A 20,997-nucleotide genomic window follows, 5' to 3' on the forward strand; every position below is an offset into this window, starting at 1 on the left:
ATTTGCGAACGCGGACGACGCGCCGTTTTTTTCACAGCCGCGTCACACAGCGCGGCTATCCGAGCAGCACGATGCCTGCAGGCAGCGACGTGAGCTTCGCACCGTAACTCACGGCGATCAGCGTCTCGACATGCGGCAGCTCGTCCAGCCGCAGCCGCGCCTGCACCTTGCGGCGGCCAAGCTCGGCGCGCGTGACGATGAGGCGGCCCGGGCGGTAGCGATTGATCTCGTCGACCACGGCCGCCAGCGGCGTGTCGTCGAACACCAGCACGCGCTCGCGCCAGGCGGCCACCGCCGCGAGGTCGGGCGCGCGCGCCACCTCGGCCTCGCGCCGGCCGCCGTAGCGGATCTGCTGTGCCTCGCCCGCCACCAGCACACGCTCGCCGTCGCGCAGCTCGACCGAGCCCGCGAAGCAGGTCACGCACACCTCGCCGCCGGTGGCGCGCACATTGAAGCGGCTGGCCGACGCGGCCACGAGGCGCGCGCCGCCCACGGTCATGGTGAAGGGCGCGCGGCGCGCCGCGTCGAGCTGCACCTGCGCCTCGCCGCCGAGCATGTCGAGCACGGGCGGCTCACCCTCGGCGCCGCGCGCGAGGTTGAGGCTGGTCTGCGTGTTCATCTCAACCACCGCCGCCGCATCGGCCAGCACCACGCGGCGCTGCTCGCCGGTGCCGGTGCGGTAGTCGGCCGTCATGTCGGACAGCGCGGGCCACAGGCCGGCGGGCGGGCGCACCACCACGAAGGCGGCGGCACCGGCCGCGAGCGCGGCGCCGAGGAACTGGCGGCGGCCGAACATCGGCGGGCGCGACATGGCGATGGCCGCGCGCGGCGGTGTGTCCATCGCGGGCATGCGCCGCGCCACCGCTTCGGCGGCGGGCCGGGTCAGGTCCCACAGCCGCGTCGCCTCGGCCATCGCCTGCGCGTGCTGCGGGCTGCGGGCGCACCAGCGGCGGAAATCCTGCGCGTCGCCGGTGGTGGCGCGGCCGGAGGTCAGACGCACGAGCCAGTCGTGCGCCTGGGCGTCCAGGGCGGCGCGGTCGGCGTCTGGGATCGGGGTGGGTGCGGCCATCATGTCTTCTCAGACTGTTTTCCCGCCCCGGGACCGAACCGCTGGATCACATCGCGCCCCAAACGGCCGGCGCAATGCACCAGCGCGGCCTTCACTTCACGCTCGACGATGCGCACCGACACGCCGTAGCGCCGGGCCAGGTCGGCATGCGGCGTCTCGTCCACGCGCGAGGCGATGAAGATGTCGCGGCGGCGGCGCGGCAGTTCCTCGAGCGCGCGCTCCAGCGCCTGCACCTCGCTGCGCGCCTCCGAGACGCGGGCCGGGTCGTGGCTGTCGTCCGAGAAATGCAGCAGCTCCTCGACCTCCACGAAGTCGAGCAGCCGCCCGTGGGAGATGCGCCGGTCTTCCGCCACGTTCGACGCGATGCGCAGCAGGTAGGCCATGGGACTTTGCACCGGGCCGGGGTCGCTCATGCGCTGCACGCGCAGCCAGGTCTCGTGCAGCACGTCGTCGGCCTGCTCTTCCGAGCCCAGGCGACGGCGCAGCCGGTTGCGGAAGTCGATGTAGCGGCTGGTCAGCAGGCTGCGCAGGAAGCCGGGGGTGTCCTGTTCCACGGCGTGCTCAGGGAGAAACCGCTGCGTCGCAGACGTCGGGGCGGTCGCCGGTGCGCGGCAGCAGCAGCACCGTGAGCGGCTGGTCGGCCTCGCCTTCGGGCGGGCGCTCGAGCACCAGCGTGTTCATCGCGGCTTCGAGCGCGGCGTCGCGCTGCGTCAGGCCGGTGGAACTGAGCAGCCGCGTGCGCCGCACATGGCCGCCGGGCCCGACCCACAGCTGCACGAGCGCGCGGTAGGTGCCCGGTCGCGCGTGCGGCCAGCGGCACAGCGTGCGCTCCAGCGCCTGCTGCACCACGCGCGCGTCGCGCGAAGACATGGCGGGGACGGCGGGTGCGGCCGGTGTCGTCGCAACCGCGGGCGGCGCCGCCTCGGCCTCGACCAGCGTGAAGGTGCGCGCGTCGGTGTGGCGCGCGGCCAGCCGCGTGCCGGCGAGCAGGCGCTGCAGCGCTTCGCGCGGGGTGAACAGGCCGTACAACGCGGCGGATTCGAGGCCGGCGGTGAGCTGCCCGTCGAAGAACACGGACTGCCCCGTCGCCTGCGCGTAGACCTGCACGGCGGTGGCCAGCGGCTGGGCCGGCAGGTCGAAGGCGATGCGCCCCGCCGCATCGGGCGAAGGCGCGGGTTCGCCGGCATGCGACACGGCCGCGAGGGACAGAATTCCGAGGATCAGGGTCAAGACACACACCCACCGTGACCGAGCAACGCGAGACATGCCGGGTCCTGTGACGAAGGAGGAATCGCAGGCGCCGGGTCGGTGCCGGGTACTGCTTTGGTGCTCGGAATGCTAGTGACGCTTTGTGACAGCTTGAATGCATGGCACGCGCGCACACCGGTCCGAGCCGCCCCTGTCGATGGCGACAATGCCCCCATGACGTTCGACCTCTTCGACGCCCCGCCGCGCGCCGCGCGCGAACCGATCGGCCCGGCCGCCTTCGTGCTGCCAGGCTTTGCATTGCCGCGCGCCGAGGCGCTGCTCGAGGCCATCGCCGACGTGTCCGCGCGCGCGCCGTTCCGTCACCTGGTCACGCCGGGCGGCTTCACCATGTCGGTCGCGCTCACCAACTGCGGCGCGCTCGGCTGGACCAGCGACCGGCGCGGCTACCGCTACAGCGCGGTCGACCCCGACAGCGGCGCGCCCTGGCCCGCGATGCCCGAGGCCTTTGCGCAGCTCGCGCGCGACGCGGCGGCGCTGGCCGGCTTCGACGGCTTTGCGCCCGACGCCTGCCTGGTCAACCGCTACCAGCCGGGCAGCCGGCTCTCGCTGCACCAGGACCGCGACGAGTGCGACCACGGCGCGCCGATCGTGTCGGTGTCGCTGGGCATGCCGGCGGTGTTCCAGTTCGGCGGGCTCGCGCGCGCCGACAAGACCACCCGCATTCCGCTGGTGCACGGCGACGTGGTGGTGTGGGGCGGCGTGGACCGGCTGCGCTTTCATGGCGTGCTGCCGCTCAAGGACGCACCGCATCCGCTGCAGGCACGGCTCGGCGCGCAACGCATCAACCTCACCTTCCGCAAGGCGGGGTGAAGCGCGCATGACGGGTTCGACGACCTCCTCCACCGAATCCCCCGGCCGCGCGATCCGTGCGCTCTACGCCGCGCTGTGGCACTTCGCGGCCGGTGCGCGTGCACAGCTGCTGGCCGCCACCGTGCTGCTCGCGAGCTCGCAGCTGATCCGCCTCTCGCTGCCCTATCTCGCGGGCCAGGCCATCAACGCGCTGCAGCGCGGCGACCTGCCCGCGGCGGGCCGCTGGATCGCCACGCTCGCGGGGGTGTACGTCGGCGCGTGGGCGCTGCACGGGCCGGGGCGCATCCTCGAGCGCAACGTGGGCCTGAAGGTGCGCGAGACGCTGGCCGACCAGCTCTATGCACGCATCGCCGCCGCGCCGCTCGCCTGGCACGACAGTCACCACTCGGGCGAGCTGCAGCACCGCGTGCACCAGGCCAGCCGCGCGCTCGCCGACTTCGCGCAGAACCAGTTCATCTGGCTCACCAACGCCGTCAACTTCGTCGGGCCGCTGGTGGCGCTGGCGCTCCTGTCGCGCACCAGCGGCGTGACGGCGCTCGCGGGCTATGTGCTGATCGGCGTGGTGATCGTGCGCATCGACCGCGCGCTCATGAAGCTCGCGCGCGCCGAGAACGACGCCGACCGGCGCTACGTGGCCGCGCTGCTCGACTTCCTGGGCAACGCCTCCACCGTGATCGGCCTGCGGCTGCAGGGCGCGTCGCGCCTGTTGCTGCGCCGTCGCATGGCGGCCGTGTCGCTGCCGCTGAAGCGCACCGTGGTGCTCAACGAGGGCAAGTGGTTCGCGGTCGACCTGATGGGGCTGGCGCTGACCTGGGGCCTGGTCGTCATCTATGTGTGGCAGGCGCGCACGCCGGGCCAGGCCGTGATGCTGGGCGCGGTGTTCATGATCTACCAGTACGCGCAGCAGGCGGCGGGGGTGGTCACCTCGGTGGCGGCCAACTTCAGTTTCTTTGCGCGCATGCACACCGACTACAGCAGCGCCGAGCCGATCTGGCACGCACCGACGAGCCCCACGCTCGAGGCGCCGCCCGAAGCAGTGCCGGCGCACGAACGCATCGACGCGCAGGCGCCGTGGACGCAGCTGCAGGTCGCGCAGCTGCAATGGCGCTACGCCCCGCGCGGCGCCGTCGCCAACGACCCGGCGGCGCCCGCGCGCAGCGGCCTGCACGACGTGGCGCTCTCGCTGCGCCGGGGCCAGCGCGTGGCGCTCGTGGGCCCCAGCGGCGGCGGCAAGAGCACGCTGCTGCGCGTGCTGGCCGGCCTGTATGCACCGCACGGCGGCACGCTCTCGCTCGACGGCGAGCGGACCGACTGGGCCCGGCTGCGCCAGCTCGCCACGCTGATCCCGCAGGAGACCGAGCTGTTCGAGGCCAGCGTGCGCGAGAACCTGGCCTTCGGGCGTCCCTGCGACGACGAGCGCCTGCGCGCCGCGTTGCACACCAGCACCTTCGACGAGGTGCTGAAGGCCACGCACGGCGACCTGGACAGCGCGATCTCGGAACGTGGTTTCAACCTGTCGGGCGGCCAGCGCCAGCGGCTGTGCCTGGCGCGCGGCGTGCTCGCCGCCGAAGGCAGTTCGCTGCTGCTGCTCGACGAGCCGACCAGCGCGCTCGACGCCGCCACCGAGGCGCGCGTGCTCGGGCGCATCGCGGCGGCGTTTCCGCAGGCCTGCGTGATCGCCTCGGTGCACCGGCTGAGCCTGCTCGAGCGCTTCGACACCGTGATCCTCATGGAAGCCGGCCATGTGCGCGACCACGGCCCGCGCGACGAGGTGATGGCGCGCCAGCCGATGCTTCGGGAGGCCGTGTCCGGTCACAGGCAGTAGGAACCCTCCTGCGCCAGGACGCGGCGTTCACACCCGTCGCGCTGGCATGCCTTCTGCAACAGTATCGGCATCCATTTGTTCACGCTTGGCCTGCGCGGTCCCTTTTTTGCGCCCCGGCTGCGTTCCAATCACATGGTTCTTCATTCCGCGAGCGTTTCCCGCCCCATGCGTTCTTCCCGCGCCACCCTTCCGCTCGCCCTGCTCGGTGCCCTGCTGGGCCTGTCCGCCTGCACCACCGGCACCACCGCCGAACAGCGCCAGGCCGCCGCCAGCAAGCCGCCGCCCACCGACTGCACGGCCTGGGTCGGCGCCGACCGCAACGCGCGGGTGGGCGGCTACCTGCTGCCGCAGGCCGGCACCGCGGTGAACGCCGGCGGGCCGCGCGTGTGCGTGCCCGTGCTCATGAGCGCCTACCCCGTGCCCACCAACTACGCGGGCGGCGACTACCACGTGGGCGCGTTCACCGACGACCAGCTCAAGGCGCGCTGGCGCACCTGCAAGGCCGAGCCGGACTGCTTCGAGCGCGTGAACGCGCAGATGCAGCGCTGGCTGCCGCCCAACAAGGCCCGCGCCACGCGCGTGACGGGCGCGGTCGATCCGGTCGGGCGCATCGATGCCGACAGCCCGAACGTCGACCTGAAACAGATCCGCCGCCCCGCCTTCTTCGCGAAGGCGCCCTACCGCGAAGGCATTGCCGAGGCCGACGCGCGCACCCACATCGTCGAGTTCACCGTGCCGCGCGACACCTTCGAGCGGCTCGACCTGAAGCTCACCGACCCGATCAGGCTGCGCGGCTGGTACCTCGAAGGCGCGGGCGTGGACGACGGGCGTGGCCGCAAGGTGCGCGCCCTGGCCGTCATGGCGGCGGGTGGCGGCGGGCAGCTCACGGCCCTCCAGCACCCGGACGAGGTGGCCTACCGCATCGAGGGCGCCAGCGGCAAGGCCGAGCCGGTGACTTTCCCCAACGGCACCACCGAGGCCATGGGCCAGCGCTGGTGGCGCGAGAACCTGCACGCGCTGAACCAGGCCGGCTTCGACGTGCTGGCCTACGACCGGCGCGGCGAAGGCCTGTCGGGCGGCGTGAGCGACACCAACACGCTGGAGCAAGGCGAGGACGTGTTCCGCGTGCTCGCGCAGCTCGAACACGGCCAGGGCCTGCGGCTGCTCACGCCGGCGGGCCAGCTGCTCGAAGGCAACGCCGCGCGCGGCCGGCTGCTGGCGGGCCAGAAGGCCAGCGAGATTCCGCTGGTGCTGGGCGGCTACTCGCGCGGCTCGATGTCGACCGCCTGGGCCCTGACGCGCAACTACGTGGCCGCCTGCAGCTTCGACATGCCCGTGCCCAACTGCACGCCGGCGCGCGGCTGGCGCAACATCCGCGGGGCCATCCTGCTGTCGTCGTTCGCCAGCGGCGCGGGCTACCTGCCCGACGCGCCCGACCTGGCCGACCGCAACCTGTTTTTGGGCGGCATGGCGGCGGACCACCACATCCTTTTCTATCCGAACTCCGCCACGCTCGCGGGCATGGACCGCTGGCCCGCCGCCTTCTTCGGCAAGGGCCTGTGGGACCGCGCCGAATCGCTCGAAGGCACCGTGGCCGCCTACAACCGCATCCGCGGCGTGAAGGAGATCGTGCTGTCGCGCGGCCCGCACGCCATCGAGACCTGGCCCGAGTCCGAGCGCCGCTACCTGCGCGAGCGCATGGTGGCCTACGCCAAGGTGGTGATCGTCGGCGGGCGCACCGTGCCGGGCGCGCGGCCGTGGAAAGACTTCAAGTCGCTGGTCGCCACCACGCCCGATGTGTGGGAGCCTTCGTCGCGCCCGGGCACCGGGCCCGGACGACAGCCTTAGTCGCCAGGTGGCCGCCACAATGGCGGCCATGGACCTGCTCAAGACCCTCGGCCTCTTCGTCGCGACCGCGCTCGCGGAAATCGTCGGCTGCTACCTGCCCTATCTGTGGCTCAAGCAGGGCCAGTCGGCCTGGCTGCTGCTGCCCGCGGCGCTGAGCCTGGCGCTCTTCGCGTGGCTGCTCTCGCTGCACCCGACCGCCGCGGGCCGCGTGTATGCGGCCTACGGCGGGGTCTACATCGGCGTGGCCATCCTGTGGCTCTGGGCCGTGGACAAGGTGACGCCCTCGGCCAGCGACTGGGTCGGCGTGGCCGTGTGCTTCGTCGGCATGGGCATCATCATGTTCGGGCCGCGCAGCGCGGGCTGACGTTTCACAAGGAGCCGAAATGTTCTCTCATGTCTTCTTCAGCGTCTCCGATTTCGACCGCGCGCTGGCCTTCTACGACGCGGTGATGGACGGCCTCGGCCTGGAGCGCCGCTTCTGCGAGCCGGAGAAGCCCTGGGCGGGCTGGCACAGCGCGGGGCGCGCGCGGCCCTTCTTCGTGATCTGCCAGCCCCACGACGGCCGGCCGCACGATGCGGGCAACGGCCAGATGGCGGCGTTCACCGCCGGCACGCGGGCGATGGTCGATGCGGTTCACCGCATCGCGCTCGCGCACGGCGGCAGCTGCGAAGGCCCGCCGGGGCTGCGCACGCACTACCACCCGGACTACTACGGCGCGTACTTCCGCGACCCGGACGGCAACAAGCTGTGCGTCGTGTGCCACGACGCGGCGGGCTGAGCTTCTAGCTCGCGCGGCTGCGCGAACTCTTGCGCGGGCTCTCGGTGCGCGCCACGCGCGCGGCCTCGGCGGCGGCGTTCACCTGCTCGATCCACAGCAGCGCATCGACGTGCGCCATGAAGCGCTGCAAGTACTGCGGCGACAGGTCGCGCATCAGCGTGAGCGCGCGCTGCACCAGGTGGTGCGTGTTGAGCGGGCCGGCGTTCTTCGGCACCTTGGCGAGCGACTGCGTCACGCGCTGGTCGGCGGCGAGCTTGGACCAGGTGCCGCGGAAGTAGCTCAGCGTCTTGAGCTCGGGTGCCGTGGACAGGCTGGGCACGGTGTCACCGTCGGTCGCCTCCGCGTCGGGCGGCGCCGGCAGCGGTGCGAGCTGGGCGATGTGGTTCATCAGCTCGGCGAGCGCGGTGTGCAGCGGCGCCTCGGCCGGCGCCTCGGCCTCGGGTGCGACCTTCTCCAGATCGGCGCGGTAGGTCGCCATGAGGCTGGCCAGCCGCGCGTCGAGCAGGTGCCGTGCCTCGCCCTCGTGCGCCGCCGCGCGCTGCGCCATCGCCTCGATGAAGCGGAAGCGCACCGGGTCGAAGCGGTCGTCGCCGCGCGCGCGCCAGGCGTCGAGCGCCGCGATCGCGTCGAGCTGGTCGTCCGGTGCGCTGTCGTTACTCACGGGGCTTCGCAGCGTCGGGGGCGTTCTTGGGCCGGGGCGTCGGCGCCATCTCCACGCGCCGGTTCTTTGCGCGCCCTTCGGCGTCGCTGTTCGAGGCCACGGCCTGCTCGGCGCCGAAGGCGGCGGCGAACACCGACGACGAGGGCACGCCCTCTTCGATCAGCGCACGCGTCACGGTGAGCGCGCGCTGGGCCGACAGCTCCCAGTTGTCGGCGAACAGGCGCGCGCCCTCGCGCATCTGCCGGTCGTCGGTGAAGCCGCTCACCATCAGGATCTCGTCGCGCGCCTTCAGGTAGGCGCCCAGCGGGCCCGCCAGGCTTTTCAGCAGTTGCCGGCCGCCGGGTTGCAGGTCGGCGGAGTTGAAGGCGAACAGCACGCTGCCGCTGATGCCGATGCGGCCGTTGTTGAGCGTCACGCGGCCCGCGGCGAGCGGACCGGCCAGCGCCTGTTCGAGCGCCTCGCGGCGCTGCGATTCGGCACGGCGCTGCTGCACCTCGGTTTCGAGGCGGCTCGCCAGGTCCAGCTGCATGCCGAGCACGCACACCAGGATCAGCACGAACGCACCCAGCATGCCCGCCATCAGGTCGCCGAACACCGCCCACACGGGGACGGTCGGCTCCAGGCCGGCGTCGAGGTCGATCTCGTCGCGCACCATCTCAGGCCTCGCTGGTCACGGCGGTCTGGCGGCTGGCGAACTGCTGCAGGTCTTCGACGATCTGCTTCTGCGACATGATGCTCAGGTCGATCACCTCGCGCGCCTGCGCCACGTAGTAGGCCAGCTGCTCGTCGCTGCGCGCCAGCGACTTGCCCAGCGCGCCTTCGATACGCTGCAGGTGCGCCACCAGCTTGTCGTTCGATTCGCCGAAGCGCTGCACGGCAAAGCCGAAGGCCTCGCCCAGGCTCGCCACCTCGACCGCGCCGCCGGTGATCTGCGCGGCGATGCCGGCCATCTTCTCGGTCTCGCTCTCGACCTTCTCGGTGAAGCGGCTGCCCACGCGCCCCATCATGTCGGCCGAGGCCGTGACGAGCGCGTCGATGGCGCTGCGCTGTTCGGTCGAGGCATGGTTCACCGCGCCCAGCAAGGTTTCGAGCGTGCCGAGGATGCGGCTGCGCTCTTCGAGCATGTCGTTGTCGCGCGCCATGCCGTCGGACAGTTTCTGGCGCAGCTCGGCGATCACGTCGGCCGCGGCCTTCGGTGCCTCGGCCGCCACCTGCAGCAACTGCGCGACTTCGGCCACGGTCTGCTTGGCGTTGGCCTCGGCCTGCGCCGACATGTCGCGCACGGTCTGCGCGAGCGTCTCGCTCATCTGCTGCTGCTGGCTCAGGCTGTGCGCGCCGGCCTGCTGCCATTCCTTCTGCAGCGAGGCGGCCATGGTCTCGAGCGAGCCGCTCCAGGCCGCGAGGCGCTGCGCGTCGCGCGTGGCGAGTTCGGTCTGCAGGTTGGCGTGCGCCTCGCGCACGGTGTCGAGCAGCGAGGCGGCGGCGCGGGGTGCGTCCGACGCGGCCTGCAGCAGCTGCGCGACTTCGGCGACGGTCTGCTTGGCATGCGCCTCGGCCTGCGCCGACACGTCGCGCGCGGCCTGCGCCAGCGTGTCGCTCAGTTGCTGTTGCTGGCTCAGCGTGTGCGCGCCGGCCTGCTGCCATTCCTTCTGCAACGATGCGGCCATGGCTTCGAGCGACTGGCTCCAGGCCGACAGGCGCTGCGCATCGCGCGCCGCCAGTTCGGTCTGCAGGCTGGTGTGGGCCTCGCCCACGGTGCGCAGCAGCGACACCGAATGCTGTTCGAAGGTGGCGGCAGCGGCGGCGAGCGCCTGGTGCGAATCGCCTGACAGTTTTTCGCTCACGCGCTGGTGCTGCGCGAGCGCGCTGCCCCAGGTGTCGGACACGCTGCCCACGGTGCTTTCGAGGCGGGCCGACACGCCCTCGACCAGCGCGGCCGAGCGCTGCTCGAAGGTCTCGGCAAAGCGTTCGAGCGTGCCGCGCAGGTCGCTCGACAGCGCCCCGCTCGCGCGCTCGTGTTCGGCCAGCGCGGCCTTCCAAGTGTCGGCCACGCCGGCGGTCGAGGCCTCGAAACGGCCCGTGAGGCCTTCGAGCTGCCGTTCGACGGCCTGCGCCATGCCGCCCTGCAGCGACGCGGCTTCGCGCGCGATGCCGAGCATGGCCGCCTCGACCACGGGCTGGATCGTCGCGCCGGCGATGCGGGCGGTGTCGGTGAGGCTGTCCTTCAGCGAGCGATCGACCGAGGCGGCCAGGCCGCTGTACGCGGCTTCCGCCTTCTGGTGGAAGCTGTCCTGGCTGGCGACGAGGCGCTCGTTCTGTGCCTGGCCCTGGCGTTCCAGCGCAGCCATCATCGTCTGCAGCTGGCCGACCAGCTCGGGCATGACCTTCGCCACGGGCTGGATGGTCTCGCCGGCGATGCGGGCGCTGTCGGCCAGGCTGTCCTTCAGCGAGCGATCGACCGAGGCGGCCAGCCCCGTGTACGCGGCTTCGGCCTTCTGGTGGAAGCTGTCCTGGCTGGCGACGAGGCGGTCGTTCTGCGTCTGGGTCTGGCGTTCCATCGCGGCCATCATGGTCTGCAGCTGGCCGACCAGTTCGGGCATGACCTTCGCAACGGGCTGGATGGTTTCGCCAGCGATGCGGGCGCTGTCGGCCAGGCTGTCTTTGAGCGAGCGGTCGACCGAGGCGGCGAGCCCCGTGTAGGCGGCTTCGGTCTTCTGGTGGAAGGTGTCCTGGCTGGCGACGAGGCGTTCGTTGATCGACTGGCTCTGGCGGTCCATCGCGGCCACCATCGCCTGCAGCTGGTCGACCAGCGCGGGCATCGCATGCGCCTGCTGCTGCATCAGCTTGAACGACTCTTCGCGGCGGTGCGCCATCGAGTGGCCGCGCAGCGACGTGGCGATGAGCGTGTCGAGCGACTGCCCGGCCAGCAGGCGTTCGCGCCGGCACAGCGCCGAGGCCAGGCCCAGCATGGCCGATGCGGCCACGCCCGCCACCGAGGTGCCGAAGGCCAGGCCCAGACCGCGCACGGGTGCCGACAGCGAGTTGCGGATGGCCTGCACGTCGGTCGCGCTTTCGAGCGCCAACCCGGTGCCGTTGAGCGTGACCACCATGCCCAGGAAGGTGCCCAGCATGCCCAGCAGCACCAGCAGGCCCGCGAGGTACGGCGTGAGCGCCGGGCCCGGCAGGCCGACGCGCTCGCCTTCGATGCGCAGGCGCACCGCGTTGCGCAGCGAAGGATGCAGGCCGGCGAGCCAATCGCCGAGGCTGGCCGGCGGCGCCGACAGGTCGTTCACCGCATGCGACAGCGTGCCGGTGGCCTGGTGGAAGCGGTGCAGCTCCAGCGCACCCATCAGGTAGAACGCGCCGATCAGCGCCGTGATCACCAGGGCCAGCGGGTTGTGGCCCACGTAGCTGGCACCGACCCAGCACACGACGGCCAGGCCCACGAGGAAGACGGCGTAATGGAAAAATCTGTTCATGGAAGCTTGTTGTCTCTTATGGGGCTAGCGATCGCGAAGGGCTTCTAGCAGGCCTTCGACCGGTTGCATGCGAATGTCCAGCTCGGCCCGCAGCACGCTTTGCATGTCGCGGCCGAACACGTTCAGCCAGCCGCCGGCGGAATTCGGTGGCGGCTGGGGGGTGTCGGGGTGTGCGTCCTGCGCGGCCTGGTCGGCCTCGCGCAGGCGCTTGAAGTGTTTCTCCAGCAGCGACGGCACGCTCGCCAGCAGGCTGCGTTCGCGGGCGCCCACCACCTGCTCCAGGATGGCGTCCACCGCAGCCAGCCGGGCCAGCTCGGGCGATCGGGTGGCGAGCCGGGCCCGCAGGCGCGCGCGCAGCGGTTCGATGGCTGTTTCCATGGCCTGCTGCCGCGCGAAGTAGCGGCGGCGGTACGGCGGAAAGTCATCGTTCGCGCCGGGCAGCACAGAGGCCACGCCGCCGTCGGCATTGCCCTTGGCCAGTGCGGCCTTCAGGCGCGCGCACTCCTGCGCCTCCTCGGCGCCCTCGGACGCCCGGACGCCGGACACGGCGACGCCCAGATCGGAATCCAAAGCTGCAGACAAGGAGATGGCGTCGGTCCAACTGAACCACTGACTCAAACGATCCGCGAGGGCTTGCCTGGATTCGGGAACGTCGATGTCGCTCAATTGAGCGAGCAAGCGAGTGAGCGCCGAGCCGGTGAAGCCTGTGCGCCGTGACACTTGCACCATACCGCGAGAGAGGGAGAAAACCGGGCAGTTTACACCGGTCAACTGGCGGCTTTCCCTCTGTGAACTGGTGCACACGAAGCGCGGGAGAAGTGAAACGGGGTGTGACAGGAGTCGAGGAAATCGGGGCCCTCCCAGCCCGCCCGTGCAGCCTTTTTCAGGCAGCCCTGGCCTGCGCGCGCTGCGCCACCCCGATGCTGCAGATCACCAGCACGAGCCCCGCGACCTGCGCCGGCGTGAGCGTCTGCTGCAGGAACACGCCGCCAAGCACCACCGCCGTCAGCGGGCTCAGGAAACCCAGCGACGACACGACCGACGACTCCAGCCGCGCGATGCCGCGAAACCACAGGATGTAGGTCAGCGCCGCACCCACCAGCCCGAGCCACGCGAGCCCCAGCAGGCTGGGCGTCGTGAACACGGGCAGCGCCGGGTGGAGCGCGAGCGACACGGGAACCAGCAACAGCCCGCCCGCCGTGAGCTGCCACGCGGTGAAGGTGAGCGGCGACACCGGCGGCTGCCAGCGTCGGCTCAGCACCGTGCCGCAGGCCATCGAGGCTGCGCCCGCCAGGCCCGCGGCGATGCCGACCGGATCGAGCGCCGCGCGCGGCGTGAGCACCAGCAGCGCGACGCCGCCCAACCCCGCCAGCGCCGCGACGATCGACCAGGGCCGGATCGGGCTGCGCAAGAGGACGTACGCCAGCACGATCACCAGCAGCGGCTGCACCGCACCCACGGTCGCCGCCACGCCGCCCGGCAGCCGGTAGGCCGACACGAACAGCATCGCCCAGAAGAGCGAGAAGTTGAGCGCGCCGAGCACGAACACCCGCCCCCACCACAAGCCGCGCGGCAGCTGCCGCACGATCAGCAACAGCAGCAACCCGGCGGGCAGCGCCCGCAGCATCGCGACGGTCATCGGTGGCCAGCCGGCGAGGAACTCGGTCGTGACGATGTAGGTGCTGCCCCAGATGGCCGGCGCGATCGCCGTCAGCCACAGGTCGGTGGCGCGCGCCTTCACAGGATGTCGAGCACTTCGGCCAGCGGGCGGCGCGGCTTCTGCGGCCAGTTGCCTGGCGCGGCGCGGCCCACGGCCACCAGCACCACGGGCACCTCGTGCGGCCGCAGGCCGAACTCGCGGGTCACGCCCTCGGGGTCGAAGCCGACCATCGGCCCCGACACGAGCCCCTGCGCCTCGGCCGCGTGGATGAGCGTGGCGGCGCCGAAGGCGGCGCTGCGCACGGCCTCGTCGCGCGCGGTGCGCGGGTCGTCGGCGTACTGCAGGCGCGCGCCTTCGCGCCAGCCGGCCGCCGTGTCGGGCGACATGAAGCCGGCCTCCATGAACGGGCGCAGCCGGTCGGCGAGCGCCTCGTGGTCGGGCAGCAGGCCGCAGACGATGAAGATGACGGCCGCCTCGCTCACCTTGGGCTGGTCCTGCGCCACCCGCCGCAGCCGCGCCTTGGCCTGCGGCGTGCGTGCGGCAATGAAGCGCCAGTTCTGCAGGTTGTAGGCCGTGGGTGCCCGCGTGGCGAAGCGGATCAGCGATTCGATCTCTTCGCTTTGCAGCACGTGGGACGGGTCGAAGCGGTTGGCCGAGACACGTTGTTCGATGAGGGTCAGCGCAGGATGGGTCATGGCGATGGAGAAGGAGGAGGCAAAGAAGAAGGGCGCGGTCATTGGCGATCGGGCAGCGCCTGTGCCTGCGCGGCGATGGCGGCTTCCTGGCGCGGGGTGTTCTGGCCGGCGGCGATCATCCAGCCGTCGCCGTGCTTGCTCATCACGTACAGCGGGCGTCCTTCGGCCCGCCCCGCCAGCGGCGCGCCGGCCGCATCGACCGGGCGCTGGCGCACGTTGACGACCGCGATGGTGTCGCTCAGGAAGGTGACGTGCTCCACGTCGTAGAACGCGTGCTCGTCGCCGATGGCGGGCGTGAGCACGCTGGCGGTGAACTCGCGGATCTTCGGCCAGTCGTTGAGCCGGCGACCGAAGGCGGTCACCCACACGGCCTCGGGCGTGAGCAGGCGGGTGAAGCCGTCGACATCGCGCGCCCGCTGCGTCGATTCGACACGGGCGACGACGCCTTCGATCAGTTCGATGTCATGCGTGCGCTGCCGCGGCGACGAGGCGGCATAGCTCACGGTCGGGCGTGGGCGATGTCTCATGCGTGGTCCCCCGGATGCGTCGCATCGAGCGTGAAGCTGCCGATGCCGACCGGCGCCCTTCCCTGCACCGCGTCGATGACGGCGGCGGCGCCTGCGCTCGTGAAGCCGCCGTAGAGCTCGATGAGCCCGACGCCGTCGGCCACCAGCCCGCGCGCCGCGGCGACGGCCGCCGCCTCGTCGGGCACCGGCACGAAGGTCGTGTGCTCGCGCATGAAGGTCTGCACGAAGCGGTCGCGGCGCGCGTCGGCGCCGGGCTCCAGAAAGATGAAGGCGGCCGGCAACGGCGCGCCGTCGGCGTGGGCCTGGCTGAAGCGCGCGGCCGGTGCCAGCGACTCCATGCCGAAGGTGACCGAGCTGACCTGCACGCCCGGGCCGGCCGCGGCGCTGACCAGCGGGCGCCACCGGGGCGAGACGCCGCCGCACAGCTCGATGAGTTCCACGCCGTCACGCGCCAGGTCGATCGCCACGTCGGCCAGTTCGCCCGGGTGGCCGACCGCCACGATGGTCAGGTCCTTGCGCTCGAGATGGTCGCGCCGGGGGTCGGCGCCGGTGGCTTCGTAGACGATGGCTTTCTTCATGGCTTGCTTCCAGGAAAGGAGAAGAAGCCAATGCTCCCGCAGACCATCGATCTGCACAATTGATAAAATTTAGATCGAATTGATCACAAAATCAGATCATGCTGGACGCCCTCACCCTCGACCAATTGCGCGTCTTCGTCTCGATTGCCGACCGGGGCTCCTTCCGCGCGGCGGCCGGCTCGCTCGGGCGGGCGCAGTCCGGCCTCAGCGCCGCGATTGCCAACCTCGAATCCGAGCTGCGCCTGTCGCTGTTCGACCGCTCGCAGCACCGCCCGGTGCTCACCGAGGCCGGCGCCACGCTGCTGGCGGAAGCGCGCACGCTGCTGATCAAGGCCGACGCGTTCCGCGCGCGGGCCAACAGCTTCAGCGAGGGCGTCGAGGCCGAACTGCGCATGGCGCAAGACCCGCTGCTGCCGCTGCCGCTCGTGGCCGACGCCATCTGCCGCTTCCAGGCGGAGTTCCCCAGCGTGCGGCTGGAACTGGAAGCCGCGCCCATGACGTCGGCGCTGACCGCCGTGCTGGAAGGCCGCTGCGACCTCGGCCTCACGGCCGCGGAAGAACACGATCCGCATGTGGCGTCGGAGGGGGTCGGCGAGATCGCGGGCATGGTCGCGGTGTGCCATCCGGCTCACCCGCTCGCGCAGGCCACCGCCACGCGATGGACGACGGTCGACCTGGCGGACCACGTCCAGGTCGTCGTGGCCGACCCGTCGGCGCGCTCGCAGGGACGCAACTTCGGCGTGCTGTCGCAGAAGACCTGCCGCGTCAGCGAGATCGCGACCAAGCACGCACTCATCCTCGGCGGCGTCGGCTGGGGCCACCTGCCGCTGTGGATGGTGCAGGCCGACCTGAAAGCGAAGCGGCTGGCGCACGTGCCGCTGGCCATGCAGCGCACGACGGCGCCGCGGCCGTTGCCGGTCTACCTGATCCGCCGCATCGACCGACCGTTCGGCCCTGCGGCATCGGGACTCAGCCGCATTCTCTCCACCGTTTTCCGTGGCCCGAAGCAGCCAAATACCCAGAACAGGTGAGTGTGCTTGTTTACATTTGTCGTAAGAATGAATACTTTCAATTCCCAGTAGCCGAAGAGCCACAGAGCTTGGTCAGGGTGGGATCTGGACAGCATGGTCATTCGGACAAATGTCGTCGTCTCATTCGGTTTCTGCCTGCCCCTGCCATCCTCAGGACATGGATCGCCAGCCGCGCGCCGCGTGGATGCGCCTGCTGCCCTGGCTGCGCCTGTACCGCTGTTCGAGCTGCAGCAAGATGCATCTTCTTTCCAAGCAAAAGGTAGACAACGCCCGCCTCCTGCACGCGGCCCAGGTGCGCGCGCGCGGAGGCTGAGCGCGCCCGCCGGCAGTTTCCCTGCTATCATTTTTTCGTTCGCGCGCCCTGCGCGAACCGGGCCGAGGACGACCTCGGCCTTGCACCTCCACCTTGCAAGGGACGGCCCTTTCCTGACTTCTCGCGAAGTTTCGACATGGCCGAACTGCTCCCTTCCTGGCGCCTCGCTGCGCGACGCCTCTTTTCCCTTTTCCGTCTTCCTCGGGCCCTTGGGTCGGATGCCTTCTGGCTGACGCTCGGTGCCGTGCGCCTGCACGTGCGCCCCGGCGCCACGCGGCTGTCGTACCGCGCCGAATGTCGGCGCGGGTTCGCCGCATCGGGAGCGAGACGATGAACGGTCTTGATCTGCACTGGCCCGCGTTGACCATGGCGGTGGCCCTGGCGTACGCCGCATGGCATGCGCGCCGCGAAGGCTGCGAGCCGCGCGACGTGAAGGCCCTGTGGACCGCCAGCGGGCTCAGCCTCGCAGGCAGCGGCCTGCTGGCCCTGGCTTCCCTCTTGATGTCGGAGTGACAACGCACATGACCACAACCCACACCCCTGCCCGCCTCGTGCCGCTCGCCACCTGGGCCCTGATCGCCGCCGCCTGGCTCGTGGTCGGGCTCTTCGTCGCGTTCGGCGACCGCTGGCTGGCCGCGCCGATCAGCCCCGTGATGGCCGGCTGCGTTTTTCTTGCGCTGTTCGTCACCATCCTGGCCGCGTCCTTCGGCGTGGTGCGCGAAGCCGATCACCTGGCGCACCAGCTGGGCGAGCCCTACGGCACGCTGATCCTGACGCTGTCGATCGTGTCGATCGAGGTGATCCTCATCGCCTCGGTGCTGCTCGGCCCGGGCGAGTTTCCGACCATCGGGCGCGACTCGATCTTCGCCGTGATGATGATCATCCTGAACCTCGTCATCGGCATCTGCCTCATCGCCGGTGCGGCGCGCCACGGCGACCAGGAATACAACGCGCAGGGCGCCGGCGCCTATGTGTCGATGATCGTGCTGCTGACCGGCACGGCGCTGGTGCTGCCCAACCACAGCTCGGGTGCGGGCGAGTTCACGCCGGTGCAGGCGATCGGCATGTCGGTGCTCACCGCCGTGCTGTACGGCGCGTTTCTCTGGATGCAGATGCGCAGCCACCAGCGCTTCTTCGTCCAGCCGGCGCCGGGGCACATGTCGGTACGTGCGACCGCGCCCTCCCCCGCGACACAGTCAGCGCACGGCGGCCTGGACAAGCGCGCCGTGGTCGTGCGCTCGCTGCTGTTGCTCGCGATGATCCTGCCCATCGTGCTGCTCGCGCACTACCTCGCGGTGGTCACCGACTACGGCATCGCCGCGGCCGGCGCGCCCGCGGCCGTGGGCGGCGTGCTCATCGCCATCATCGTGTTCACGCCCGAGTCGATCACCGCCGTGCGCGCCGCGATGAACAACGAGATGCAGCGCGCCATCAACCTGTGCCTGGGCGCCTTCGTCTCCACCGTGGGGCTCACGGTGCCGGCCGTGCTGATCATCGGGCTGGTCACGGGCAAGCAGGTGCTCATGGGCATCTCGGGCGCGGAAACCCTGCTGTTCGCGGTGACGGCGGTGCTGACGATGCTGAGCTTCAACGGGCAGCGCACGTCGCCGATCCAGGGCCTCATGCACCTGATGCTGTTCGCGGTGTACGCGATGCTGCTGTTCCTGCCCTGAGGGCGCGCAGCCGGGTTACCCCACCGCCTGCGCCTTCGCCAAGGCAGGCGGGCGCCCCGTTGAGGTACCTCGCCCTCTGCGGGGCCTCCCCCACCGCCACCAGGCCCTCTCTCCGCCCTCGTGCAGTGGCCTATTTATCCGCATGAAATTTAATGCAAATATAGTTACCAAACGTTAATGGAATGAGATTTCAATTGCATCTGAACACCAAAGTAGTAATGTGAACTCGTCACACGTTGTGGTCTTTGGCAATAAAAATGTATTCCAAACTGTCACTGCCGAGCGCCCCCGCCTGTACCGCGATCACTCGCGGTGCCTGACATGGCCCATGCACAGGATGCATCCCCATGCGAGTTCGCGGCTCCGCCCCCAGCATCGACGCCAGCCTGGCGGCGGATGCGCTCATGGTGGGACGCATGCGGCTCGTGCTGTCGATTTCGGCCCTGCTGGCGATCACGGTCGACGCCGCCGATAGCCACAACCAGGTTCCCGCAGCGGTCTGGCTGGCCTTCTTCGGCTACATCCTTCACAGCCTGCTGATCCACGTCTGCACGGCGGTGGGACGGCCCTACTTCCAGGGCCGGGCGATCCACTGGTCCGACGTGCTGTGGTTCACGCTGATCATGGCGGTGACCGACGGCACCCACAGCCTGTTCTTCCTTTTCTACTTCTTCGCCATCCTCACTTCCTCGTTCCGCTGGGGCTTCGAGGAAGGTGCCCGCGTGACGGTGGCGTCGGTCGCCTCGTTCGTTGCCTGCGGGCTGGTCACGTGCTCGGACGACACGCCGCAGCTGCTGATGCGCACCGCCTTCCTGCTGGCGCTGGGGCACATGATCGTGTATTGGGGCGGCTCCAAGCTGGCGCTCCAACGGCGCCTGGCGCTGCTGGGCGACGTGAGCCAGCTGTCGAACCCGCGCTTCGGCGCCGGGCGCACCATCGCCCGCACGATGGAGCGCACCCTGGCCTTCTTCAAGGCCAGCCATTGCATCCTGCTCACGCGCGACCGCGCCACCGGCACTTGGACTTTGCGCACGCTGCGCGAGGACGACACCTGCGAGCAGGTGAGCATCGAGAGCATCGGCCGCCTCGCGGGATCGCCGCTCATGGCCCTGGCGCCCGACAGCATCGTGATGAGCAACCGCCTGCCCTGGCCGCTGAGCCACCTTCGCGCGCAGCACCACGTCTTCGCAGCGGGCGCGACCGCCTGGCGCCGCGCCGACGAAGAGGCCGCGCAGCGCTGCGCCACCGTCGCCGCCATGCTGGAGGCCCGCGCTTTCATCAGCGCGCCGCTGCCGATGCGCCTGGGCGAAGGCCGGGTGTTCATCTCGTCGCGCGACGGGCGGCTGGGCAAGTCCGACGCGCTGTTCCTCGCGCACCTCATGGAGCAGATCTTCCCGGTGATCGAAACCATCGAGGTGCTCGACCGGATGGCCTCGGAAGCCGCGTCGACGGAGCGCCTGAAGATCGCGCTGGACCTGCACGACACCGCCATCCAGCCCTACATCGGCCTGCGCATGGGCCTGTGCGCACTGCGCAAGCGCGCCGGCGTCGACAACCCGCTGCGCGAAGACCTCGACAAGCTCTCGGAGGTGGCCGACGGCGTGATCGCCGACCTGCGCCGCTACGCCGGCGAAGTCAGGCACGGCGCGAACGACCCGGGCGGACTCGTGCGGCCCCACATCGAGCGCCAGGCCGCGCGGATCAAGGGCCTGTACGGCATCGACATCGACATCGTGATGGCCATCGACGCCCCGCTGCACCTGGACGACCGCGTGACCGCGGAGCTGCTGCAGATGGTGAGCGAGGGGCTGAACAACATCTGCAAGCACACCCATGCGCGCCACGGCAGCGTGCGCATCGACTGCAAGAACGGCCAGCTGGCCTTGTGCATCGAGAACGACGCCTGCCAGGAAAGCTTCACCGCCTTCCACCCACGCTCCCTCACCGAGCGCGCCGCGGCCCTGGGCGGCCAGGCGCATGTCGACCGATGCGCGAACGGCGGCACGGCGGTGCGGATCGAAATCCCGATCTGACCGCTCGCCGCAGACACAGGAAGGAGTCCGTCATGCAAACCCTCGACCATCCCGACCATCCCATTGCCGTGCTGCTCGTGGACGACCACAAGACCATGCTGTGGGGCCTGTCGAAGCTGATCGACGGCGAGCAGCCGCGCATGAAGGTGGTCGGCACGGCCAGCTGTTGCGACGAAGCGGTGGCCACGGCGCAAAGCCTCGCACCCGACGTCATCGTGCTCGACCTCGACCTGGACGGCCACAGCGCGCTGGACATCCTGCCCCGGCTGCTGGCCAACGAGGTGTCGCGCGTGATGGTGCTGACGGCCGAGAAGGAGCAGCGCACGCTCGACCAGGCTGTGCTGCGCGGTGCGCGCGGCGTGGTGGGCAAGGACGCCTCGGCGCAGCAGCTGCTCGACGCCATTTCACGCGTCCACCAGGGCGAGCTGTGCGTCGACGCGCAGACCATGGGCCGCGTCTTCTCCGAACTCACGTCGGCCAAGAAGCCCGCGAAGGCCGACCCCGACACGGCGCGGCAGGCCACGCTGACGCACAAGGAGCGCGAGATCATCCACATCGTCGTGACGGGCTGCGGCGCCTCCAACAAGGTGCTTGCCGAGCGCGCCTTCGTCACAGAGCACACGCTGCGCAACCACCTGTGCGCCATCTACCAGAAGCTGGGCGTCACGAACCGGCTCGAGCTGTACATCTACGCGATCAAGCACCAGCTCGACACGCTGGCATCCTGAAACGCTGCGGGGCGGCGCC

At 70.6% G+C, this 20,997-nt stretch carries 22 protein-coding genes; 11 read left to right on the top strand and 11 right to left on the bottom strand.

Annotated features, from left to right (window positions below; all coding sequences use genetic code 11):
• Positions 1–55: 55 nt before the first annotated feature.
• From AC07OH_RS10895 to AC07OH_RS10905, 3 genes are read right to left on the bottom strand one after another with little or no spacing between them, the layout of a single operon-like run.
• On the bottom strand, positions 56–1,069 hold the full coding sequence (locus AC07OH_RS10895; protein WP_495300617.1) for a FecR family protein: 1,014 nt from the start codon (positions 1,067–1,069) through the stop codon (positions 56–58).
• Positions 1,069–1,623: an RNA polymerase sigma factor gene (locus tag AC07OH_RS10900; protein WP_070061142.1), complete on the bottom strand. Its 555-nt coding sequence runs from the start codon at positions 1,621–1,623 to the stop codon at positions 1,069–1,071. Before AC07OH_RS10900 ends, AC07OH_RS10895 begins: the two co-directional genes overlap by 1 nt.
• Positions 1,624–1,630: 7 nt before the next feature.
• Positions 1,631–2,299, bottom strand: a complete 669-nt coding sequence (locus AC07OH_RS10905; RefSeq protein WP_495300618.1) for an STN domain-containing protein — start codon at positions 2,297–2,299, stop codon at positions 1,631–1,633.
• Between the two features lie 192 nt (positions 2,300–2,491).
• Between AC07OH_RS10905 and alkB the strand changes: the two genes are divergently transcribed.
• The 5 genes from alkB (at position 2,492) to AC07OH_RS10930 (ending at position 7,600) form a co-directional block, all read left to right on the top strand.
• The gene (gene alkB / locus AC07OH_RS10910; protein ID WP_495300619.1) at positions 2,492–3,148 is read left to right on the top strand and encodes a DNA oxidative demethylase AlkB; all 657 of its coding nucleotides are present in this window, start codon (positions 2,492–2,494) and stop codon (positions 3,146–3,148) included.
• Positions 3,149–3,155: 7 nt separating this feature from the next.
• Complete coding sequence (locus AC07OH_RS10915; protein ID WP_495300620.1) at positions 3,156–4,973, top strand: ABC transporter ATP-binding protein; 1,818 nt, start codon at positions 3,156–3,158, stop codon at positions 4,971–4,973.
• A 165-nt stretch (positions 4,974–5,138) separates the two neighbouring features.
• Entirely contained in the window at positions 5,139–6,821 is a 1,683-nt protein-coding gene (locus tag AC07OH_RS10920) for an alpha/beta hydrolase (protein ID WP_495300621.1), read from the top strand.
• Positions 6,822–6,849: 28 nt separating this feature from the next.
• On the top strand, positions 6,850–7,185 hold the full coding sequence (locus tag AC07OH_RS10925; RefSeq protein ID WP_489058545.1) for a YnfA family protein: 336 nt from the start codon (positions 6,850–6,852) through the stop codon (positions 7,183–7,185).
• A 19-nt stretch (positions 7,186–7,204) separates the two neighbouring features.
• Positions 7,205–7,600, top strand: coding sequence for a VOC family protein (locus AC07OH_RS10930; protein WP_307585192.1), 396 nt, complete (start codon positions 7,205–7,207; stop codon positions 7,598–7,600).
• Positions 7,601–7,604: 4 nt separating this feature from the next.
• Here AC07OH_RS10930 and AC07OH_RS10935 read toward each other — a convergent pair whose 3' ends face one another.
• From AC07OH_RS10935 to AC07OH_RS10970, 8 genes are all read right to left on the bottom strand, one after another.
• Positions 7,605–8,261, bottom strand: coding sequence for a DUF2894 domain-containing protein (locus AC07OH_RS10935; protein ID WP_495300622.1), 657 nt, complete (start codon positions 8,259–8,261; stop codon positions 7,605–7,607).
• On the bottom strand, positions 8,254–8,916 hold the full coding sequence (locus AC07OH_RS10940) for an OmpA family protein (protein WP_495300623.1): 663 nt from the start codon (positions 8,914–8,916) through the stop codon (positions 8,254–8,256). The genes AC07OH_RS10935 and AC07OH_RS10940 overlap by 8 nt, the downstream gene beginning before the upstream one ends.
• 1 nt (position 8,917) lies before the next feature.
• Entirely contained in the window at positions 8,918–11,740 is a 2,823-nt protein-coding gene (locus AC07OH_RS10945; RefSeq protein ID WP_495300624.1) for a DUF802 domain-containing protein, read from the bottom strand.
• A gap of 24 nt (positions 11,741–11,764) precedes the next feature.
• Positions 11,765–12,469, bottom strand: a complete 705-nt coding sequence (locus AC07OH_RS10950) for a DUF3348 domain-containing protein (protein WP_492677175.1) — start codon at positions 12,467–12,469, stop codon at positions 11,765–11,767.
• Positions 12,470–12,623: 154 nt separating this feature from the next.
• Positions 12,624–13,481: an EamA family transporter gene (locus tag AC07OH_RS10955; RefSeq protein ID WP_495300625.1), complete on the bottom strand. Its 858-nt coding sequence runs from the start codon at positions 13,479–13,481 to the stop codon at positions 12,624–12,626.
• Positions 13,478–14,095: a nitroreductase family protein gene (locus AC07OH_RS10960; protein WP_495300626.1), complete on the bottom strand. Its 618-nt coding sequence runs from the start codon at positions 14,093–14,095 to the stop codon at positions 13,478–13,480. The genes AC07OH_RS10955 and AC07OH_RS10960 overlap by 4 nt, the downstream gene beginning before the upstream one ends.
• A gap of 38 nt (positions 14,096–14,133) precedes the next feature.
• Positions 14,134–14,622, bottom strand: a complete 489-nt coding sequence (locus AC07OH_RS10965) for an SgcJ/EcaC family oxidoreductase (RefSeq protein ID WP_495300627.1) — start codon at positions 14,620–14,622, stop codon at positions 14,134–14,136.
• Entirely contained in the window at positions 14,619–15,200 is a 582-nt protein-coding gene (locus AC07OH_RS10970) for a DUF6506 family protein (protein ID WP_495300628.1), read from the bottom strand. Before AC07OH_RS10970 ends, AC07OH_RS10965 begins: the two co-directional genes overlap by 4 nt.
• 98 nt (positions 15,201–15,298) lie before the next feature.
• Between AC07OH_RS10970 and AC07OH_RS10975 the strand changes: the two genes are divergently transcribed.
• The 6 genes from AC07OH_RS10975 (at position 15,299) to AC07OH_RS11000 (ending at position 20,978) form a co-directional block, all read left to right on the top strand.
• Positions 15,299–16,231: a LysR family transcriptional regulator gene (locus AC07OH_RS10975; protein ID WP_495300629.1), complete on the top strand. Its 933-nt coding sequence runs from the start codon at positions 15,299–15,301 to the stop codon at positions 16,229–16,231.
• Between the two features lie 157 nt (positions 16,232–16,388).
• On the top strand, positions 16,389–16,544 hold the full coding sequence (locus AC07OH_RS10980; RefSeq protein ID WP_495300630.1) for a hypothetical protein: 156 nt from the start codon (positions 16,389–16,391) through the stop codon (positions 16,542–16,544).
• Positions 16,545–16,874: 330 nt separating this feature from the next.
• On the top strand, positions 16,875–17,057 hold the full coding sequence (locus AC07OH_RS10985; RefSeq protein ID WP_159276280.1) for a hypothetical protein: 183 nt from the start codon (positions 16,875–16,877) through the stop codon (positions 17,055–17,057).
• Between the two features lie 8 nt (positions 17,058–17,065).
• The gene (locus tag AC07OH_RS10990) at positions 17,066–18,217 is read left to right on the top strand and encodes a calcium:cation antiporter (RefSeq protein WP_495300631.1); all 1,152 of its coding nucleotides are present in this window, start codon (positions 17,066–17,068) and stop codon (positions 18,215–18,217) included.
• A 347-nt stretch (positions 18,218–18,564) separates the two neighbouring features.
• The gene (locus AC07OH_RS10995) at positions 18,565–20,250 is read left to right on the top strand and encodes a sensor histidine kinase (protein WP_495300632.1); all 1,686 of its coding nucleotides are present in this window, start codon (positions 18,565–18,567) and stop codon (positions 20,248–20,250) included.
• A 32-nt stretch (positions 20,251–20,282) separates the two neighbouring features.
• Positions 20,283–20,978, top strand: coding sequence for a response regulator (locus AC07OH_RS11000; protein ID WP_495300633.1), 696 nt, complete (start codon positions 20,283–20,285; stop codon positions 20,976–20,978).
• Positions 20,979–20,997: the final 19 nt, after the last annotated feature.

The organism is Variovorax sp. GW821-FHT10C12, assembly GCF_059415405.1.

What these genes read in the sequence shown, in the direction of transcription:
- AC07OH_RS10895 (WP_495300617.1), bottom strand. Translation starts at nt 1,069, where the DNA reads ATGGCCGCACCCACCCCGATCCCAGACGCCGACCGCGCCGCCCTGGAC.
- alkB (WP_495300619.1), top strand. Translation starts at nt 2,492, where the DNA reads ATGACGTTCGACCTCTTCGACGCCCCGCCGCGCGCCGCGCGCGAACCG.
- AC07OH_RS10915 (WP_495300620.1), top strand. Translation starts at nt 3,156, where the DNA reads ATGACGGGTTCGACGACCTCCTCCACCGAATCCCCCGGCCGCGCGATC.
- AC07OH_RS10920 (WP_495300621.1), top strand. Translation starts at nt 5,139, where the DNA reads ATGCGTTCTTCCCGCGCCACCCTTCCGCTCGCCCTGCTCGGTGCCCTG.
- AC07OH_RS10925 (WP_489058545.1), top strand. Translation starts at nt 6,850, where the DNA reads ATGGACCTGCTCAAGACCCTCGGCCTCTTCGTCGCGACCGCGCTCGCG.
- AC07OH_RS10930 (WP_307585192.1), top strand. Translation starts at nt 7,205, where the DNA reads ATGTTCTCTCATGTCTTCTTCAGCGTCTCCGATTTCGACCGCGCGCTG.
- AC07OH_RS10940 (WP_495300623.1), bottom strand. Translation starts at nt 8,916, where the DNA reads ATGGTGCGCGACGAGATCGACCTCGACGCCGGCCTGGAGCCGACCGTC.
- AC07OH_RS10945 (WP_495300624.1), bottom strand. Translation starts at nt 11,740, where the DNA reads ATGAACAGATTTTTCCATTACGCCGTCTTCCTCGTGGGCCTGGCCGTC.
- AC07OH_RS10950 (WP_492677175.1), bottom strand. Translation starts at nt 12,469, where the DNA reads ATGGTGCAAGTGTCACGGCGCACAGGCTTCACCGGCTCGGCGCTCACT.
- AC07OH_RS10960 (WP_495300626.1), bottom strand. Translation starts at nt 14,095, where the DNA reads ATGACCCATCCTGCGCTGACCCTCATCGAACAACGTGTCTCGGCCAAC.
- AC07OH_RS10965 (WP_495300627.1), bottom strand. Translation starts at nt 14,622, where the DNA reads ATGAGACATCGCCCACGCCCGACCGTGAGCTATGCCGCCTCGTCGCCG.
- AC07OH_RS10970 (WP_495300628.1), bottom strand. Translation starts at nt 15,200, where the DNA reads ATGAAGAAAGCCATCGTCTACGAAGCCACCGGCGCCGACCCCCGGCGC.
- AC07OH_RS10975 (WP_495300629.1), top strand. Translation starts at nt 15,299, where the DNA reads ATGCTGGACGCCCTCACCCTCGACCAATTGCGCGTCTTCGTCTCGATT.
- AC07OH_RS10980 (WP_495300630.1), top strand. Translation starts at nt 16,389, where the DNA reads ATGGATCGCCAGCCGCGCGCCGCGTGGATGCGCCTGCTGCCCTGGCTG.
- AC07OH_RS10985 (WP_159276280.1), top strand. Translation starts at nt 16,875, where the DNA reads ATGAACGGTCTTGATCTGCACTGGCCCGCGTTGACCATGGCGGTGGCC.
- AC07OH_RS10990 (WP_495300631.1), top strand. Translation starts at nt 17,066, where the DNA reads ATGACCACAACCCACACCCCTGCCCGCCTCGTGCCGCTCGCCACCTGG.
- AC07OH_RS10995 (WP_495300632.1), top strand. Translation starts at nt 18,565, where the DNA reads ATGCGAGTTCGCGGCTCCGCCCCCAGCATCGACGCCAGCCTGGCGGCG.
- AC07OH_RS11000 (WP_495300633.1), top strand. Translation starts at nt 20,283, where the DNA reads ATGCAAACCCTCGACCATCCCGACCATCCCATTGCCGTGCTGCTCGTG.